Consider the following 17150-nt stretch of genomic DNA (forward strand, 5'->3'; position numbering starts at 1 on the left):
TTCAGGGACGGCCTAGATCAGGCCCAGGCTGCGCATCACGTAAATGCCGACGCTCAGGGAGACGGGGGCGAACAGGGTCGTCATGGCGATGATGCTGGCGGCCAGTTGATGGTTGCCGCCCAGGCTGCGGGCCATCACGTAGCTGACGGTGGCGGTGGGGGCCGCGAACATGGCGAACAGGGTGCCCAGCTCCAGCGGCGAGAAATCGAACTGGATGGCGCCGAGGGTGAGCAGCAGGGGAATGGCCACCAGTTTGATGGCGGTGGCGGTAAAAGCCAGGGCCGAGCCATGGCGCAGTGCATCGAGGCTGAGCGTGGCGCCCACGCATAACAGGGCCAGCGGCAGGGTCATCTGGCCGAAGTAGGCAGCGCTGGTCAGGATCAGGTCCGGTACGGGCACTTTCAATCCCGCCAGCAGCAGGCCGATCAGGATGCTGATGATCAGTGGGTTGCGCAGCATGCCCTTGACCAGGGCCGACATCGACAGCCGGCTGCTGCCAGAGGCGCTCAGGGCATAGACCGACAGGATGTTGTAGGTCAGCGTGATACCGGCCAGCAGCACGGAACCGATGGCCAGGCCGGTACTGCCGTAGAGACTGGCGCAGACGGCGACGCCGATGATGCCGAGGTTGCCGCGAAAGGCCCCCTGCACGAAGACGCCGCGATCGCGTCCCGGCCCGGGCCAGTAGGCACTGATCAGCCACAGCACCAGGAAGCTGGCGAGAGAGGCGACCACCCCATAGCCGACGTGGCGCGGATGCACCATTTCCCCCAGGTCCACCTTGACCAGGCTGGTAATGATCAGGGCCGGCAGGGCAAGGCTGTAGACCAGCCTGGAGCCGGTCTCGACAAAGTGGTCGTCGATCCAGCGCAGGCGGCGCAGCAGCCAGCCGGCGGCCATGACGAGGAATATCGGCGCGGTGACGGACAGCGAGAACAGCAGGTTATCGAAGTAGGTCACGGCGTTCCTTGGGTCGATGGGCGTGCCGGCGGGGGAATGCACTACGGTCCGGGGCGTTGGTTCCGGGTTGGGCAGGGCTGGCCGGCGGTGCGGTTGGGGCGGACAGCAGGGCGTCTCGCCACACGCCGATTTTTGCCGAGCGGCGGTGAGAATTCAAGCGGGGCCCGTGACCGCGGGTGGCGGGTCACGGGTCAGTCAGGCTGCGACGGAGGCTGCTAGAAACCCAGCCCCGGGCTGCCGGCGTACGCCGAAGCGAGGATGAACAGCGCCGTCACGGCGGCAATCTTTGCGAACGAAACCAGGTGATCGACCATCCTGCACCTCCCGGGGCGGCGCGCCGGGCGGTCACGGTGACCGGTTGCCGGCGTGCTGGCGTCTTGGTTCATGCGGTGGGCGTTTTACGCCCATGTCCTGTTCGGTACCTCTTATTTAATGTGGCGCAAGAAAAAGACCGTTTTGTGAAAACTCGTCAAAACGGGGTGGATTTGTCGGGCGAACTTGAGACATCGCCTTAAGACGCATTGGGACGGGTTGTAAAGAAACGCGACACCCGGCGCCGGCCGGCTATCAGGAGGTGGCCAGCGCCACGCCCAGGCGGGGAATCTCCTGCTTGGGGCAGCGATCCATCACCACTTCCAGGCCGGCGTCTTCGGCGCGTTGGGCGGCGTCCTCATCGATGACACCAATCTGCATCCAGATCACGCGCACGCCGGGTTTGCGCAGGGCTTCGTCCACCACCGCGCCGACCCGGTGACTGGCCAGGAACAGGTCCACCATGTCCACCGGCTCGGGGATGGCGCTGATGTTGGGGTAGACGGTCTCGCCCAGCAGGGTGCTGCCGGCCAGGCGCGGGTTGACCGGTATCACCCGGTAGCCGCGCCCCTGCAGGTAGGCCATGACCGCGTGACTGTCGCGGTGGGGTTTCTCCGAAGCACCCACCAGGGCGATGGTGCGCACACTTTCCAGGATCCGGCGGATCTGCTCGGGACGGGTCATAATGATTCCAGGCCATTCGGTTTCATGGATCGGGCCATGGCGCGGGCTGGCCGCACCCGGGCCGGACGGGTAAAGTTGGCTCTGGCCGATTCTGGACCAGATTCAGCGGCCCGGACAAGTCTTCCCCGAAACCGGCAGGAGCGAACAGACAGCATGGCCACCCTGACCATGACCGGCGTGGGCCACTCGGAAGCCATGGCCCACTGGAACAACAACGCCCTGGTGACGGTCGGCGAGCAGCGATTGCTGATCGATGCCGGCTACACCATCAAGTACGCGCTGCGGGACCTGTCCCTGGATTTCGGGGACATTGCCGGTGTTTTCATCACCCACGTCCACGCCGATCACTGCTTCGGGCTGGAGCGCATGGCCATCGAATGCCGCTTCCGCTACGGTTTCCGGCCGCGCCTGTTCCTGCCGCCAGGGGTCTACGACGAACTCTGGGAGCAGACCCTCAAGGGCGTGATGGGGACCGTCGGCGAAGGGCCGGCGACCCTGGACGACTATTTCGAGGTGGTGCACCTGGACGACGGCGGTTTCGAATTCGAGGGCGTGGCGCTGGAATATTTCCAGAACGCCCATACCCCCAACAAGCCGTCCTACGGTCTGTGCATCAACGACGGGCTGCTGTTCAGCGGCGACACCCGGCCGATTCCCTCGGAAGTGGCGCGGCGGGATCCGGCGGTGATCCTGCACGACTGCACCCTGGCGGACTGGAACCCGGTGCATGCCAGCCTCAGCGAACTGCGCGAAACCTATCCCGCCGAGGTGCGCCAGCGGATGTACCTGATGAGTTACGAGGACCATTTCGCCGACTTCGAAGCGGCGGTGGCCGGCGAATTTGCCGGCTTCGCGCGCCAGGGCCAGGTGTTCGAGCTGTGAGCGCGGCAATCGGCTCGGCCGCGGCGAGCGTATCAAGAGCCTTTAGCATGTTGAGAGGTGTGAGCTAGGTATGTGGTACCTGTGCGGTCTGGGAAGCAACATCGACCCGGTGAATAACCTGCCGCGGGCGCTGGACAGTCTGGTGCGGCGGTTGGGGCGGCTGCGGGTCAGCCCGGTCGTCGTCACTCGGCCCCAGGGCATCGATACCGAGCGGGATTTCTTCAATGCGCTGGTGGTACTGCAGTCGCCGCTGCCGGTCGCCGCGCTCAAGGCCTGGTTTAACCGCATCGAGGCGGAACTGGGGCGCGACCGCAGCGACCCCGATTCCAGCCGCAAGGACCGCCCCATCGACATCGATATTCTGGAGGTGTCCGAGCACGGCCCACTCACCGGCGACGCGGTGGAGGAGGATTATTTCCGCCGCCTGCTGGAAGGCCGGGTCAGGCCCGACGAGGTACGCCGGGTGGCGCTGGGGGATGGCCGGCTAGGCGAGGCGACGGCCACCGTCCACTGGGATCATGGCACCGGTCATGAAATCGTTGTCGATCAGCGCCAGGGCCTGCTTGACCACACTTTCGAAACCGCCTTCCCGGGCCAGTAGCGTTTCCGACATGACCGTGGCCTTCTCCGCGTCCGTATGTCGCGGCAGGAAGCGGATCGGCCCGGGCATGATGGCGTTGACCCGCACCTCCGGCGCCAGCGACTGGGCGTAGCTCAGGGTCAGGTTGGCCAGAGCCGCCTTGGTGGCGCAGTAGGCGGCGTACTGCGGGTTGGGTTTCTCGGCGAAAATGTCGGTGATGTTGATGATCACCGGCAGCCAGCCGTGTCCGCGGCCGGCCTTGGCCAGGGTGTCCGCCAGCCCCTCGATCAGCAGCATGGGGGCGATGGTGTTGGTGCGGAACAGGCGCTCGGACAGCTGCGCCAGGTCATAACGATCGTCCGGGTTGGGCTCGAATTCCGAGGCGTTGTTGATCAGCACTTTCAGGTGGCTGGTGCGCCGGATTCGGTCGATCGCCTGGGACAGGCTGTGGTTATCGGACAGGTCCACCTGGATCAGGGTGGCGCCCGCCTCACGCAGCTTTTCCAGCTCATCGGTGGCGGTGCGGTAAAGGGCGAAGACCTGGTAATCGCGGGCCAGCAGCGCCTTGCTCAGCTCGAAGCCGAGGCGGCGGCCGGCACCGGTGACGACGGCAGCGGGTAGAGTCATGGCGTTATCCGGAACGGTGGCTGATCAGTTGCAGGAATTCGGTCCGCGTGGCCTGGGACTTGCGGAAACTGCCCAGCATGACCGACGTTTTCATCACGGAATTCTGTTTCTCCACACCCCGCATCATCATGCACATATGCTGCGCCTCGATGACCACGCCGACGCCCTGGGCACCGGTGACCTGCTCGATGGCTTCGGCGATCTGGCGGGTCAGGTTTTCCTGGATCTGGAAGCGCCGCGCGTACATATCGACGATGCGCGCCAGCTTGGACAGCCCCAGCACACGGCCCTGGGGAATGTAGGCGATGTGGCACTTGCCGATGAACGGCAGCAGATGGTGTTCGCACAGGCTGTAGAGCTCGATGTCCTGGACCACCACCATCTCGTCCATATCGGATTCGAAGGTGGCGCCGTTGACCACGCTCTCCAGGTCCTGCTCGTAGCCCCGGGTGAGAAAGGCCATGGCCTTGGCGGCCCGCTCCGGGGTTTTCGCCAGCCCCTCGCGGCTGGTGTCCTCACCCAACTGCTCCATGATCTGCTGGTAGTGCTGGGCAATCGTCTCGGTCTTGTCGGTCATGCGGCTCGTCTCTGGGCGTGAACGTCTTCCTGCCCCGGACTCTACGTCCGCCGGCGCCGGGTGGATGAGACCCGACCGTGAGCGTGGCGCGCCCGGGGCGGTTTTTCCGAAGACTAAGGCATTTTCTGCCCAAAGCCCAAATCCCGGGCGGCCCGTCCGATGACCTGTGTCCGCTCAGCCCGACTCGGGATGCCGGCGATGAAGAGCGGTGCTGATGGCATCGGCTTCGGCGGCGAGCACCTGACACAGGAGACTGTCCCGTCGGTGGCCACCACCGGCGCGTCTGAGTTGCTGTTGTTTGAGATGGTACAGGCGGTTCAGTTTTTCACTGTCCCGTTCGTCTGGCTCGATTGATTCGGTGATACACATGGCAGGACCTCACACGACTTCTCAACGACCCTGTTTACACCCGATTCCCCTTGATTAATGACTGTGGGGGATCGTCCGTTTTTCAACCACTGTTTTCATTAATGGCAGGTTCCCGGAGTCTGGTCGGTCTCCAAAAGCCTCCCTGTCAGACGATGCAGGTTCCGTACCACGCGCCACTGTGGCGGACGCCGCTCACAAGCGGGACGTAACGACCTGACTTGCCGTGCCTTCCGGCGCCGGGATGGTCTAGGCTGGGGAATAACGGGCGCGGTCGCGGCACGTCGGATGCCCGGGTGTAAAGTTCGCTTTACAGATGCGACCGAAAACGTAAATTCTGGACAATAAACAGGCACTCTGGACGGAATGGGACATATGGAACGTGTGGTTTCCCTGGGCATGCCATCCGCCGGCAGGGCGGCGGGAATCCCCGTCAGGCGCTGGCAGCAGGGCGGCAAATGGTTTGCCTACGGTGAACATGCCATCTTCAGTCGCATGGAGGGTCAGGGCGAGACACTTTTGCTGCTGCATGGTTTTCCGACAGCCTCCTGGGACTGGAACCGGGTCTGGTCGCCCCTGTGCGCGTCACACCGGGTGCTGGTGGCGGATATGCTGGGGTTCGGCTTCTCCGACAAGCCCCCGGACTACCCTTACAGCATCGTCGATCAGGCGGACCTGCATGAGGGCTGGCTGGAGGCGCTGGGCGTCGACTCGGTTCACCTGCTGGCCCACGACTACGGCAACAGCGTCGCCCAGGAACTGCTGGCGCGGGACCAGGAAGGTGGCCTGCCGTTCCGTATTCGCAGCGCCTGTTTCCTCAACGGCGCACTGTTTCCGGAAGTGCACCAGCCGCTGCTCATCCAGAAGCTGCTGTGCGGCCGGATGGGCAGTCTGATCAGCCGGGGCCTGACGCGCCGTATGTTCGACTACAACTTCTCGCGGTTGTTCGGCCACCATACCCAGCCCACGCGTCGGGAGCTGGCCTGCTTCTGGCAGCTGCTGGAGTACAACAACGGTCGCGGCATCCTGCACCGGTTGATCCATTACATGGATGAGCGTCGTTGTCACCGCAACCGCTGGGTCAATGCGTTGCAGCAGGCGAAACAGCCGCTGCGGCTGATTTCAGGAACCGATGACCCGGTGTCGGGTCTGGCCATGGCGGACCGCTATCGCCAATTGGTGCCGCGGCCGGATGTCGTCGCCCTGGAAGGCGTCGGGCATTACCCCCACTTCGAGAATCCGGTACAGGTGTTCGAGGCGGTGCGGGACTTTCACGCCCGTCTGTAAGGGTGCTTTGGCTGCAGGGCGCTGTGGTTCAGTCGTTGCCGGCCAGCTGCGCCGAGTTTGCTCCGGCGCTACCTTCCCGCGGTGATCCGCGCAGGGTGATGCTCCGGTTGCGGCCCGCATCCTTGGCGCTGTAAAGCGCCTGGTCCGCCCGATTGAGCCAGGTGGACCAGGTTTCCCCCTGTATCACCTCGGTCACGCCGGCGCTGGCGGTGGTCTGGACGCTGTTGCCGAAAGGCGCGTAGCTGATCGTGGTCAGCAGCTGGCGGGCCAGCTCTTCCGCGGCTTTCTGACGGGTCTCCGGCAGCACGATCAGGAACTCCTCGCCGCCGATGCGGAACAGGTAATCGGTTTCCCGCAGACGCCGGCGCAGGCGCTCCGCTGCCTCCTTGAGCACCTGGTCGCCGACGGCGTGGCCCCAGCGGTCGTTAATGTGCTTGAAGTGGTCCAGATCGATCAGGATCAGGCTGGCCACCCGCTCGTACCGCTCCCGCATCTGGATCTGACCGTTCAGCATCTGCGCCATCTGGCTGCGGTTGAGGCAGCCGGTCAGTGGATCAGTGGTGGCCAGGCTGGTCAGTTCCAGCTGCATGCGGCCCACCAGCCAGGCGAAGACCGCCGTGAACGTGCCGGTCAGGGCCAGTGAGCAGGTGATGCGCCAGAACTCGGTGCTGGGGAACTGCTGCAGGGCGATGGCGGACAGGCTGGTGACGAACACGCACACCGTCAGCAGCGCATCGCGCATGGGCAGCAGGAAAAATATGGCGGCAATGGCCGGGTAGGCCCAGTAGAGTCCGTTGTGGTCGTTGATCAGCGTCGAGTAGATGCAGCAGGCCACCGCGAACACGGCGAACAGACGGCCGTGGAACAGGTAGCGGTCGCGCAGGCGCAGCAGCAGGATGACAATCACCAGACCCAGGCAGAACAGCCCCAGCATGACCGCCAGCAGGGGGTTGCCCGCTTCCCATTGCACCAGCGTCAGCGGCGCCAGGGCGACCAGGGACCAGAAATGCAGGTGGTAGATGATCTGGCGCCGGTAGCCGAGGATGGTGTCTGTCGGGTTGGTCTGGGTTACCCCGGTCAAGTACTGCATGCCCACTCTGCGCTCCTGCAGCCCGCGGATTCCGGCGCGGGTTGGATTCCATCGTGCACGACTCGTTAATGCCCAGTTATAGCACGGATCCGGTGGAGGGAAAGCCGCCGGATCCGTTCAGTGAGGTGCCGGGCGCGCGGCCAGGCCACCTTCGATGAAATCGACGAAATAGGTGAACAGGGTGTGGTCGTCGGGACGGATGTTGCCGAACGGCGTGTTCGACAGCAGGTCGATTTCCGCCGCCCCGTGAATCAGGCTGACCACCGTGAACGCCAGGCGGATGCGCAGCACGTCCCGGGGAACGTCCGGCAGGGAGCGGCACAGTTGGGCCTCGATGCGCTCAATGTCCGGCCGGAAGTGACGGTTCAGCAACTGGGCGATCTCCGGCGTGTTGTCGGCGTGCAGGTGGGCCATGAAACGCAGCGCGGCCGGGCCCCAGTCCGGGGTCAGGGTCAGCGCCAGGTAGGGAGCCGTCATGGCCTTGACCACGTCCCGCAGGGACGGCGCCGGGGCCGCTTCGATGGCCGTAAAACCGGTCTCGAACTGCGGCCGTGTATGATCGGTGATGTGCGTGACGACGGCTTCCAGCAGCCCCAGCCGGCTGCCGAAATGATAGTGCGCGGCCGCCGAATTGCGGGTGCCGGATTCCGCGCTGATGGTGCGCAGCGATACCCCGTCCAGCCCATGGCGGGCGTAGAGTGCCAGGGCGGTGGTGAGGATTTTGTTGCGGGTCGCTTCGCCGTGATTCGCGCGGGCCATGCCGGAGACCTGTGTCGGATTCCGCCGCAGTATAACCCAGGGGCGTCGCCGGATCAGGCCGCTGCCGGTGTTGCCCGTGGCCAATGACGGGCTGGTTGCCCGGGCGGATATTGCATACACTCGCGCTCACATCGTCTGTGCCGTACAGGAAACTGCCATGTCCACCGCCACTCCAGACTCTTCGCTTCTCACCATCCGCGCCGGTCGCCGTGCCTACGCCCGTATTCGCGAACAGGGCCTGAGCCCGGCGGACGTGCACGTGGTTCCGGGCGCGGCCGGTGGCCCGAAAGCCCTTGGGATCAGTGGCCTGGACAAGGCGGTGTTCGGCGAATGGCTGCCGCGGGCGCCGCAGGTGCGCTCGCTGATCGGGGCATCGATCGGCAGTTGGCGCTTTGCCGCCGTGGCTTCGGGCGATCCGGTGTCGCAACTGGCCCGGCTGGCGGAGCTGTACACCACCCAGCGCTTTCCCAAGGGCGTCAGCACCGCCGAAGTGACCCGGCGCTGCGTGGTTTTCCTGGAGGAGTTGCTGGCGGGTCGTGAGGACGCCATCCTCAATCACCCGGACTATCGCCTCAACATCGTCGTGGTCCGCAGCCGCGGGATGCTGGAACACAATACCCGCGGCCGCCTGGCGCTGGGGCTGATGACGGCTATCAGCGCCAACATGGTCAGCCGTCGCCATCTGGGCCGGTTCATGGAGCGGGGCATCCTGCACGACCCGCGTGAGCGGGCGCCGCTCGGCGACCTGATCGACTTCCAGAGCCACCAGGTCTCCCTCACCCGCGACAATCTGATGGCGGCGCTGCTGGCGTCGGCGTCGATTCCCATGGTGATGGACGGGGTGCCCGGCATCGCCGGCGCCCCGGACGGCGTCTACCGCGACGGCGGGCTGCTCGATTACCACCTGGACCTGCCCTACGAGCAGCCCGGTGTGGTGCTTTATCCCCACTTCACCGACCGCGTGGTGCCAGGCTGGTTCGACAAGTCGCTGCCCTGGCGCCGCGGCGACGGCACCCGTTTGCAGGATGTGGTGCTGGTGGCCCCGTCGAAGCCATACCTGGAGAGCCTGCCAGACGGCAAGCTGCCGGACCGCAAGGACTTCGAGCGCTACCTGGGCCGGGATGACGCCCGCGAGAAAGCCTGGCGCGGCGCCGTGGCCGAAAGCGACCGGCTGGGCGATGCCTTCCTGGACCTGGTGGACAGCGGCCGCATCGCCGAGGTGGTGCAGCCGCTCTGAGTCTATGACGCGTTGGCCGCAACCGGTTCCGGTTCGGGCAGGGCGCGGGTGAGCAAGGCGGCGGCCACCACCAGCGCGCAGGAGATCCACAGGCAGGCGACCAGGCCGTAACTCTGGAACACCCAGCCGGACAGCAGCGTGCCCAGCAGTCGTCCGGCGGCGTTGGACATGTAGTAGAACCCCACATCCAGCGACACCCCGTCGCTGCGGGCAAAACGCACGATCAGGTAGCTGTGCAGCGAGGAGTTCAGCGCGAACAGCACGCCGAACAGCAGCAGCCCACCGAGCAGGACCGGCCGTGCCGGCAGGCCCTGGTCGAGGCCGATGGCGATGGCCGCGGGCATCAGCGCCAGCACGCCGGCCCAGGCCATTGCGGCGGATCGACCGGGCGGCACCGCGCGGTCGCGCCCGGTCAGGCGCGGCGCCAGGGTCTGCACCACGCCGTAGCCGATCATCCATAGGGCCAGGAAGCCGCCCACTTTCCAGAAGTCCCAGCCAAACGCGGTGTGCAGGTACACCGGCAGGGCTACCACGAACCACACGTCGCGGGCGCCGAACAGGCACAGCCGCGCCGCCGACAGGGCGTTGATGGCCCGGCTCTTGGAGAGCATGTCGGTGAACTTCGGTTTCGCCTTGCTGCGCCCCAGGTCGCGGCCCAGCAGCACGAGGCTGGCCAGCCACACCAGCGCCAGCACCGACGCCATCAGGACCACCGCGCCGCGGAAGCCGGCCAGCATCAGCAGGGCACCGCCGAGAAAGAACCCGACGCCCTTGAGGGTGTTCTTGGAGCCGGTCAGCAGGGCCACCCAGCGATACAGCTTGCCTTGTTCGGTATCGGGGACCAGCAGCTTGATGCCGCTTTTGGCGGACATCTTGTTCAGGTCCTTGGCGATGCCGGACAGGGCCTGCGCCGCCATCACCCAGGGCACGCTGAGCATCGCCGCCGGCACCGCCAGCAGGCCCAGCGCCAGGATCTGCAGGAACAGGCCAATGTTCATGGTGCGGTTCAGGCCCAGGCGCGCGCCCAGGTAGCCGCCCACCAGGTTGGTCACCACGCCGAAGAACTCGTAGAACAGGAACAGCAGGGCGATCTCCAGCGGCGAGTAGCCCAACTCGTGGAAATGCAGCACCACCAGCATGCGCAGGGCGCCGTCGGTGAGGGTGAAGGCCCAGTAGTTGCCGGTGATGATCAGGTACTGGCGAATGGCCGGGGACACTAGGCCTCTCCCACCTTGCGCGCCAGTTCCATGGTGCGGTTGGCGTAACCCCATTCGTTGTCGTACCAGGCGTAGATCTTCACCTGGGTGCCATTGATCACCCGGGTCATGGGCGCGTCGACGATTGCCGAGCGAGGGTCGGTGCGGTAGTCGATGGACACCAGTGGTCGATCCTCATAGCCGAGGATGCCGTTCAGCTCGTCCCCGGCGGCCTCCCGCAGCATGGCGTTGACCGCGTCCGCGTCGGTGGCCTGTTCCACTTCGAACACGCAGTCAGTCAGTGAGGCGTTGGTCAGCGGCACCCTTACCGCGTGGCCGTCGAGCCGACCTTCCAGTTCCGGGAAAATCTCGATGATGGCGGTGGCCGAACCGGTGCTGGTGGGAATCAGCGAGCTGCCGCAGGCCCGGGCCCGGCGCAGGTCCTTGTGAGGTGCGTCGACAATGGTCTGGGTGTTGGTCAGGCTGTGGATGGTGGTGATCGAGCCGTGGCGGATGCCCAGCCGTTCGTGGATCACCTTGACCACCGGCGCCAGGCAGTTGGTGGTGCAGGACGCGGCAGTGACGATGCGGTCAGTGGCCGGGTCGAAGGTGTCGTCGTTGACGCCCATGACGATGTTGCGGGCGCCGGCTTCCTTCACCGGGGCGGTGACCACCACGCGTTTCACGCCCTGGTCCAGGAAGGCCTGCAGCCGGTCGACCTGGCGCATGCGGCCGCTGGCTTCGATCACCAGATCGCAGCCCGACCAGTCGCTGTCGGCGATGGCGGTATTGCCGCTGATGGCTATGCGGCGGCCGTCGATCAGCAGGGCGTCGCCATCGGCCTCGGCGTTGTGGTGCCACTGACCGTGCACGCTGTCGAAGTTGAGCAGGTGGGCGAGGGTGGCGGCGTCGGCGCCCGGGTCGTTGATGGCGACGCATTGCATGTCGGGCCAGTCGAAGGCGGCGCGCAGGGCCAGCCGGCCGATGCGTCCAAAACCGTTGATACCGAAGGTGACTGTGCTCATGGCTTTCTCGCTGATTGGCTTGTGACTTGTGACTTGTGACTTGTGACTTGTGACTTGTGGCTTGGGAGAGCGAGGCGTACGCCCAGGGGCCGGGGCGGCGTCAGGCGCAGTTTTCCGGCCGATTGGGCATGTTGCTCAGGCGCTCTTCCTCGGTGTCGAGCAGGGCCGGATTGGCGGCGTCGGCTTGCCCGAGGGCGGTGACCAGCCAGTCCGGCAGCGCCGGGTGCAGGCGGTAATACACCCACTGGCCGCGGCGTTCGTCCACCAGCAGGTGACGTTCCCGCAGCTGCCCCAGTTGGCGGCTGATGGTGGGCTGCGACGCATCCAGAGCCGCCACCAACTCGCAGACGCACAGCTCCCGGTGGCGCGCGATCAGCAGCATGATGGCCAGGCGCCCCTCGTCGCCGAGGGCCTTGAAAACCGGCGCCGGCGGGTAATGCTCCGAACTCCGGACTTCCTTCTGGTGCACCATCACGAACAGCTTGATGCGCTCGCGCAGGTCTTTCAGCACCAGGGCGAAGGTGGCGTGGCGGTTGGCGGGGACCGGGTCGGGAAAGTCCCAGGCGATGGTCTGGCCCACGGAGTCCAGCGGCAGCGGCTCACGGACGGCCTTGTCGCACAGGGTGATGATGTAGTCCCAGTGCTCGTTCTTGACCGAGTCGATGGACTTGCTGTGCAGGGCGCTGGTGGCCAGCTCCGCCTCTTCGAGGCACTGCAGGGCCAGCGGGTGGGGCGCTTCCGGGCTGGTGCCGGCACTGGCGACCTCGAACCTGTCCGGGGCGATATCCCGCAGAACCGCCTCGGCCATCAGGGAGCGGGCGCTGTTGGAGTTGCAGACGAAAAGCACGCGGCGCTGGCTCATCGGCGTCACCTTATGTGAATTAATGCATATAACAATATGTGAATATGATGGCGTATGCAATGAAGTGAAGAGTGACCGCACTCTATACTTGAAGGCAGGACGTAACCTTGGTCGGCTCATGCATCGACTGGGCTGGCCTGGAAAGCCGTCACATTGGTGTGGAGGTGCTTGATGTCAGCGTTGGACAAACCCCATGTTGCCCGGACCACGCCCTGCGCCGTGCTGGTGGAGAAGGGAAAGGACTACTTCTGGTGCCAGTGCGGGCTGAGCGGAAGCCAGCCGTTCTGCGACGGTTCACACAAGGGGACCGGGTTTCGACCGGTCCGCTTCCAGGCCGATCGCGAGGAGTGGATCTGGTTTTGCGGCTGCAAGCAGACGGGGGAGCCGCCGTTCTGCGACGGCTCCCATCGTCAATTATAGTGGGCGCCCCGGTGGTCGTGAGGGGTCAGTCGGCCGGTACGGTGGTGGCGCTGCGGGCCTGGAGCGACAAGCGGAAACCGCTGCAGCCGGTGAGCGTGTCCACCACCGGCTTGATGCGCAGGGTGGCGGGCACCGGTGACTGCTCATCCAGATGCAGGTTCAGGTCGATCCGCTCCACCCGTTTCTCGGTGCGTGCGGCGGCCAGGCACTGGTCATAGCGGGTGCGATCGTTGGCGGCGACCAGGTCGCGCAGCGACCGGTTATGAAGGCGCGCGGGCGGTACGCCCAGCAGGTCCACCACCTGGGCCGAGATGAAACCGATACGGCCCTGTTCGTCCAGTTCCGCCGTCGTGCTGCCGGCGATTTCCACCAGGTCGCGGCTGCGCTGCTCGCTGTCCTGCAGGGCGTTCTTGAGGGCGCTTTTTTCGATGCGGGCGTTTTCCAGCATCTGGTTTTCCGCGTCCAGCAGGCGCTGGGCGGTGGCGTGCGCGATCTGTTCCCGGTTCAGGCGCTGGGCCAGCAGCCAGATAACGATCGCCGCCAGGAGACTGGCCGCCAGACCCACCAGCCAGATGATCTGCCCGATGCGTTCGGCCGGCGCGCTCATGAAATGCTTGTCGGGAATGGTGGTGAGGATCCATTCCCGGTCCGCCAGGCTGATGGCCGAGCGCAACGCCCAGGCCATGCGCGGCTGTTCCAGCCTGTCCGTGGCGAACAGCGGGCTTTTCAGGTGTTGGTCCAGATCGAACACCGTCACCTGCAGTGCCGGGCTCATGCGCGCCGGCAGTGCTTCGCGCAGCAGCTGGTCGGGGGAGAAGGCCAGGCTCACCAGGGAGCCATCGTCGAGCGACCGGAACAGACGCACGGCGAATTCGCTGGTGCCATTGCGGCGGAGGTGGGTCTGGGCCGTGGCGGATACCTTGTCGTGGCTGAGCGCGGTATCGATGGGCTGGCGCCAGTGGGGGACCGACGGCGCCACCAGGCCCAGGCTAGCTGCGACGCCCTGGCGCTGGGCCGCCTGCATCACCACCCAGTACTGGTCCTGCCGGGCGGCGGTGCTGACAGAGCCGCTCTCCTGCCACTGCCCCAGCGTGATGAACTGCCCGGAACGCTGCGACAGCTGCTGTTCCACCAGTTCGCGCTGGGCGTCGGAAATCCGCACGATGCGGTCGACGTTGACGATGTCCGGCATCCGGCGCAGCAGACCGCTGGCCTGGCGCTGGAACACGTCATCGGGGTGATCGGCGCCCGCCAGTGTACGCGCCAGGACGTCCAGCGCCTGCAGACGCATGTTGATGCTCTGCTGTACCAGGTCGGTGAACTGGGCGTGGTGGGCGTCGATCAGCGCCCGGGTCTGCTTGTCCAGGCTCTTGCTGACCCAATGATCCACCGCGCCCGTACCCAGCAGCCCGATGAGCAGAACAATGACCGGAGGCCAGATTGAGCGGCTCCGGCCTGAAGGCCGATCCATAGGCTTTCTCCCTCGCCCGTTGGCATGGTTTCACGGCAACCGTCGCCGACACGTCCTTCCCTGACGTCGGCACGGCGGCAAAAGTTCCCGGCCGTCCCGGGGGACGGGCCGAAAGCGGAGACGCCGTGATTGTCGTCGACCTTTTAACTCTAGGCGGGAGACCCGGTGACCGTCCAGTGTCGCCGCCGCGCGCCCATCCGGCGCGGCGTCAACCGTGACGCTGTTCGCGCACCAGGCCGTAGACCAGCAGGAACAGCAGGAAGGCGGAAACCACCACCGAGGGCCCGGCGGGGCTGTCGAAGAACCAGGACAGTGACAGGCCGCCGGCGACCGCGATCATGCCCACGCCCACGGCCAGGAACACCATGCGTTCGGGGCTGCTGGCCAGGCGCCGGGCGGTGGCGGCGGGGATGATCAGCAGGGCGGTGATCAGCAGCACACCGACGATCTTCATGGCCACCGCGATCACCAGCGAGAACATCAGCATCAGGCCCAGGCGCAGCCATTCCACCGGCAGGCCTTCCACCTTGGCCAGCTCCTCGTGGATGGTACTCATCAGCAGACCGCGCCAGAGCCAGACCAGCAGGGCCAGCACCAGCGCGGCGCCGCCGTAGATCCAGGCCAGGTCGTTGCGGGTCATGGCCAGCAGGTCGCCGAACAGGTAGCCGGTCAGGTCCAGGCGCACATCGGGCATGAAGCTCAGGGTCACCAGGCCGATGGCCAGGGCGCTGTGGGCGAGGATGCCCAGCAGGGTATCGGTGGCCAGACTGCGGTTGCGCGAGAGCATCACCAGCAGCAGCGCCAGACCCACGCACACCACCGCGATGCTGAGGCTCAGCTGGATCTGGAACAGGGTGCCCAGGGCGACGCCCAGCAGGGCCGAGTGGGCCAGGGTGTCGCCGAAGTAGGCCATGCGGCGCCAGACCACGAAGCAGCCCAGCGGCCCGGCGACCAGAGCCACGCCCAGGCCACCGATCATGGCTCGCCAGAAGAAATCGTCGAGCAGGGAATCAATGAGCGGCATGGTCGTGCTGGCACTCCGAACTGTGGCCGGGATCGACCACGTCGCCGTGCAGGTCGTGGTCGTGATTGTGATGGTGGTGGTAGATGGCGACGCTGTCTGCCACGTGGCGGCCGAACAGCTCGACGAAGGCCGGATCGTTGGAAATCTGCTCCGGGTAACCGCTGCAGCACACATGCTGGTTCAGGCACAGCACCTTGTCGGTGGCCGCCATCACCAGGTGCAGGTCGTGGGAAATCATGATCACGCCGCAATCGAGGGTGTCGCGCAGCTGGCGGATCAGCTCGTACAGCTCCGCCTGGCCGTTGACGTCGACGCCTTGGGCGGGCTCGTCCAGCACCAGCAGGTCGGGTTCGCGCACCAGCGCCCGGGCGATCAGCAGACGCTGCATCTCGCCGCCGGACAGGTGATGGATGGAGGCATCGTACAGGTGCGCCACGTTGGTCCGGGCCAGGGCTTCGAGGCAGGCGCCGGGAGACGCGCCGGTCAGCGCCAGAAAGCGCTTGACGGTCAGCGGCAGGGTGGACTGGAACTGGATGTGCTGCGGTACGTAGCCGATGGTCAGTCCCGGGGCCCGGCGGATCGAGCCGCTGCTGAGCGGCTGCAGGCCCAGCACCGACTTGATCAGCGTGGTCTTGCCGGCGCCGTTGGGGCCGATCACCGTGATGATGTCGCCGCGGCTGACGGTCAGCTCCACGTTGTCCACGATGCTCCGCCCGCCCAGACTCACGCCGGCACCGGCAAGCTGCACCAGCGCTTCAGGCATTGTCAGCCCCCGACTGGCAGGCGGGGCACAGCCCGGCGATCTCAAGCGTGGTTTCCTCCACCTGGAAGCCTTCCTCGCGGCTGGCCTCTGAGACCGACTGGGCGATGGCCGGTGCGGACAGCTCCAGCACGTTGCGGCAGGCGCGGCAGATGAGGAAGAAACCGGTGTGATGATGGCCGGCGTGGGTGCAGCCGACAAACGCGTTGAGCGAGGCGATGCGGTGTACCAGGCCATGCTGCTGCAGAAAATCCAGCGCCCGGTAGACTGTGGGCGGTGCCGCGTTGTGTCCATCCTGCGCGAGGGCGCCGAGCAGGTCGTAGGCGCCCAGCGGCTTGTGGGATTGCCAGATCAGTTCCAGCACCCGTTGCCGGACCGGCGTTAGCCGGGCGTTGGCCGCGTCGCAGATGCGTTGGGCATCGCTCAGGGCCTGGTCCACGCAGGCATCGTGATTGTGCGGTCGATAGGGCAGCGGTGTCTGAGTCATGATCGGTCCAGCCAGTCAGTGGTTGTTATATTATAACGTCTCGACGGCTGGCTGGACAGGTCACCGGGTACGGCGGATCAGGCCGCTGACGATTGCAGGGCCAGGGATTCCAGGTATTCCAGGTTGGGAATGTAGGCGCTGTGGCCGTCCACATCGACTTTCATCAGGTCCGCCGGGCCGGTGTCTCCTTCGGTCTGCTGGATCTGGTGCGCGCCCAGCTTGGTCTGGCTGGGAATCCCCTGGGTCACCATGGCCAGGAAAGGCAGGGCGTCGTGGCTGTCGCTGATGGTGTTGAACACCGCAATGCGGCCGCGGCCACTTTCCTGGCGGGCGGCGGCCACGCCGTTGGCGGCATCGTAGGAAATCACCGGCAGGCGCAGGCCGCGCCAGCTCAGGTAGCCCACCAGCCAGTCCGGGCCGTCCTGTACGGTTTCCGGCTCGGCGTAGTCGACGATCTCGGCCAGTGACACGTTGGGCAGCAGCAGCTGTCGATCCGTGACCGGGATCAGTACGCAGGGAAGGACTTGGGAGTTGTCGGCCATGG

General features: G+C 65.8%; 20 protein-coding genes. 6 read left to right on the plus strand and 14 right to left on the minus strand.

Going from position 1 to position 17150, the window contains the following annotated elements; genetic code table 11:
- Positions 1-12 precede the first annotated feature (12 nt).
- Entirely contained in the window at positions 13-1002 is a 990-nt protein-coding gene (locus tag GQB00_RS21270; RefSeq protein WP_162628898.1) for an AEC family transporter, read from the minus strand.
- A gap of 525 nt (positions 1003-1527) precedes the next feature.
- Positions 1528-1956: a CoA-binding protein gene (locus tag GQB00_RS21275; RefSeq protein ID WP_165857723.1), complete on the minus strand. Its 429-nt coding sequence runs from the start codon at positions 1954-1956 to the stop codon at positions 1528-1530.
- 153 nt (positions 1957-2109) lie between these two features.
- Here GQB00_RS21275 and GQB00_RS21280 point away from each other — a divergent pair, with 153 nt between their 5' ends.
- Complete coding sequence (locus GQB00_RS21280; RefSeq protein WP_165857724.1) at positions 2110-2838, plus strand: MBL fold metallo-hydrolase; 729 nt, start codon at positions 2110-2112, stop codon at positions 2836-2838.
- A gap of 70 nt (positions 2839-2908) precedes the next feature.
- The gene (gene folK / locus GQB00_RS21285) at positions 2909-3439 is read left to right on the plus strand and encodes a 2-amino-4-hydroxy-6-hydroxymethyldihydropteridine diphosphokinase (RefSeq protein WP_165857725.1); all 531 of its coding nucleotides are present in this window, start codon (positions 2909-2911) and stop codon (positions 3437-3439) included.
- Here the strand turns inward: folK and GQB00_RS21290 are convergent.
- Positions 3323-4045 (minus strand): SDR family NAD(P)-dependent oxidoreductase, encoded by a 723-nt coding sequence (locus GQB00_RS21290; RefSeq protein ID WP_165857726.1) that lies wholly within the window; start codon positions 4043-4045, stop codon positions 3323-3325. The genes folK and GQB00_RS21290 overlap by 117 nt on opposite strands.
- A gap of 4 nt (positions 4046-4049) precedes the next feature.
- Positions 4050-4622: a GTP cyclohydrolase I FolE gene (gene folE, locus GQB00_RS21295; protein ID WP_111498500.1), complete on the minus strand. Its 573-nt coding sequence runs from the start codon at positions 4620-4622 to the stop codon at positions 4050-4052.
- A 198-nt stretch (positions 4623-4820) separates the two neighbouring features.
- On the opposite strand from folE, the gene GQB00_RS21300 reads away from it, so the two are divergent.
- Both GQB00_RS21300 and GQB00_RS21305 read left to right on the plus strand, forming a co-directional pair.
- On the plus strand, positions 4821-4976 hold the full coding sequence (locus GQB00_RS21300; protein ID WP_165857727.1) for a hypothetical protein: 156 nt from the start codon (positions 4821-4823) through the stop codon (positions 4974-4976).
- Positions 4977-5363: 387 nt separating this feature from the next.
- A complete protein-coding gene (locus GQB00_RS21305) occupies positions 5364-6275 on the plus strand; it encodes an alpha/beta fold hydrolase (RefSeq protein ID WP_165857728.1) in 912 nt (303 codons plus the stop codon).
- Positions 6276-6303: 28 nt separating this feature from the next.
- Here the strand turns inward: GQB00_RS21305 and GQB00_RS21310 are convergent, their stop codons facing one another.
- Together GQB00_RS21310 and GQB00_RS21315 are read right to left on the minus strand one after the other, a co-directional pair.
- Positions 6304-7365, minus strand: a complete 1062-nt coding sequence (locus GQB00_RS21310) for a GGDEF domain-containing protein (protein WP_165857729.1) — start codon at positions 7363-7365, stop codon at positions 6304-6306.
- Between the two features lie 117 nt (positions 7366-7482).
- Positions 7483-8124 (minus strand): TetR/AcrR family transcriptional regulator, encoded by a 642-nt coding sequence (locus GQB00_RS21315; protein ID WP_165857730.1) that lies wholly within the window; start codon positions 8122-8124, stop codon positions 7483-7485.
- A 157-nt stretch (positions 8125-8281) separates the two neighbouring features.
- Here GQB00_RS21315 and GQB00_RS21320 point away from each other — a divergent pair, with 157 nt between their 5' ends.
- Positions 8282-9361 carry a patatin-like phospholipase family protein gene (locus GQB00_RS21320; protein ID WP_111498505.1) on the plus strand — a complete coding sequence of 360 codons (1080 nt, stop codon included), beginning with the start codon at positions 8282-8284 and terminating at the stop codon, positions 9359-9361.
- Positions 9362-9363: 2 nt separating this feature from the next.
- Here GQB00_RS21320 and arsJ read toward each other — a convergent pair whose 3' ends face one another.
- From arsJ to GQB00_RS21335, 3 genes are all read right to left on the minus strand, one after another.
- Positions 9364-10578, minus strand: a complete 1215-nt coding sequence (gene arsJ, locus GQB00_RS21325) for an organoarsenical effux MFS transporter ArsJ (RefSeq protein ID WP_165857731.1) — start codon at positions 10576-10578, stop codon at positions 9364-9366.
- The gene (locus GQB00_RS21330; RefSeq protein ID WP_165857732.1) at positions 10578-11582 is read right to left on the minus strand and encodes an ArsJ-associated glyceraldehyde-3-phosphate dehydrogenase; all 1005 of its coding nucleotides are present in this window, start codon (positions 11580-11582) and stop codon (positions 10578-10580) included. Before GQB00_RS21330 ends, arsJ begins: the two co-directional genes overlap by 1 nt.
- A 100-nt stretch (positions 11583-11682) precedes the next feature.
- Positions 11683-12444: a metalloregulator ArsR/SmtB family transcription factor gene (locus tag GQB00_RS21335; RefSeq protein ID WP_165857733.1), complete on the minus strand. Its 762-nt coding sequence runs from the start codon at positions 12442-12444 to the stop codon at positions 11683-11685.
- A gap of 171 nt (positions 12445-12615) precedes the next feature.
- Between GQB00_RS21335 and GQB00_RS21340 the strand changes: the two genes are divergently transcribed.
- Positions 12616-12864: a CDGSH iron-sulfur domain-containing protein gene (locus tag GQB00_RS21340; protein ID WP_165857734.1), complete on the plus strand. Its 249-nt coding sequence runs from the start codon at positions 12616-12618 to the stop codon at positions 12862-12864.
- 25 nt (positions 12865-12889) lie between these two features.
- On the opposite strand, the gene GQB00_RS21345 is transcribed toward GQB00_RS21340, so the two are convergent.
- The 5 genes from GQB00_RS21345 to GQB00_RS21365 all read right to left on the minus strand — a co-directional run bounded on the left by GQB00_RS21345 (position 12890) and on the right by GQB00_RS21365 (position 17148).
- The gene (locus GQB00_RS21345; RefSeq protein ID WP_165857735.1) at positions 12890-14335 is read right to left on the minus strand and encodes a PAS domain-containing protein; all 1446 of its coding nucleotides are present in this window, start codon (positions 14333-14335) and stop codon (positions 12890-12892) included.
- A 208-nt stretch (positions 14336-14543) separates the two neighbouring features.
- Positions 14544-15359, minus strand: coding sequence for a zinc ABC transporter permease subunit ZnuB (znuB, locus tag GQB00_RS21350; RefSeq protein WP_111498511.1), 816 nt, complete (start codon positions 15357-15359; stop codon positions 14544-14546).
- Positions 15346-16122, minus strand: a complete 777-nt coding sequence (gene znuC, locus GQB00_RS21355) for a zinc ABC transporter ATP-binding protein ZnuC (RefSeq protein WP_165857736.1) — start codon at positions 16120-16122, stop codon at positions 15346-15348. Before znuC ends, znuB begins: the two co-directional genes overlap by 14 nt.
- The gene (locus tag GQB00_RS21360; RefSeq protein WP_165857737.1) at positions 16115-16606 is read right to left on the minus strand and encodes a Fur family transcriptional regulator; all 492 of its coding nucleotides are present in this window, start codon (positions 16604-16606) and stop codon (positions 16115-16117) included. The genes znuC and GQB00_RS21360 overlap by 8 nt, the downstream gene beginning before the upstream one ends.
- 77 nt (positions 16607-16683) lie before the next feature.
- Positions 16684-17148 carry a chemotaxis protein CheW gene (locus GQB00_RS21365; protein WP_165857738.1) on the minus strand — a complete coding sequence of 155 codons (465 nt, stop codon included), beginning with the start codon at positions 17146-17148 and terminating at the stop codon, positions 16684-16686.
- Between the last annotated feature and the right edge of the window lie 2 nt (positions 17149-17150).

The organism is Marinobacter sp. JSM 1782161 (assembly GCF_011421605.1).
Taxonomy (GTDB): domain Bacteria; phylum Pseudomonadota; class Gammaproteobacteria; order Pseudomonadales; family Oleiphilaceae; genus Marinobacter_A; species Marinobacter_A bohaiensis.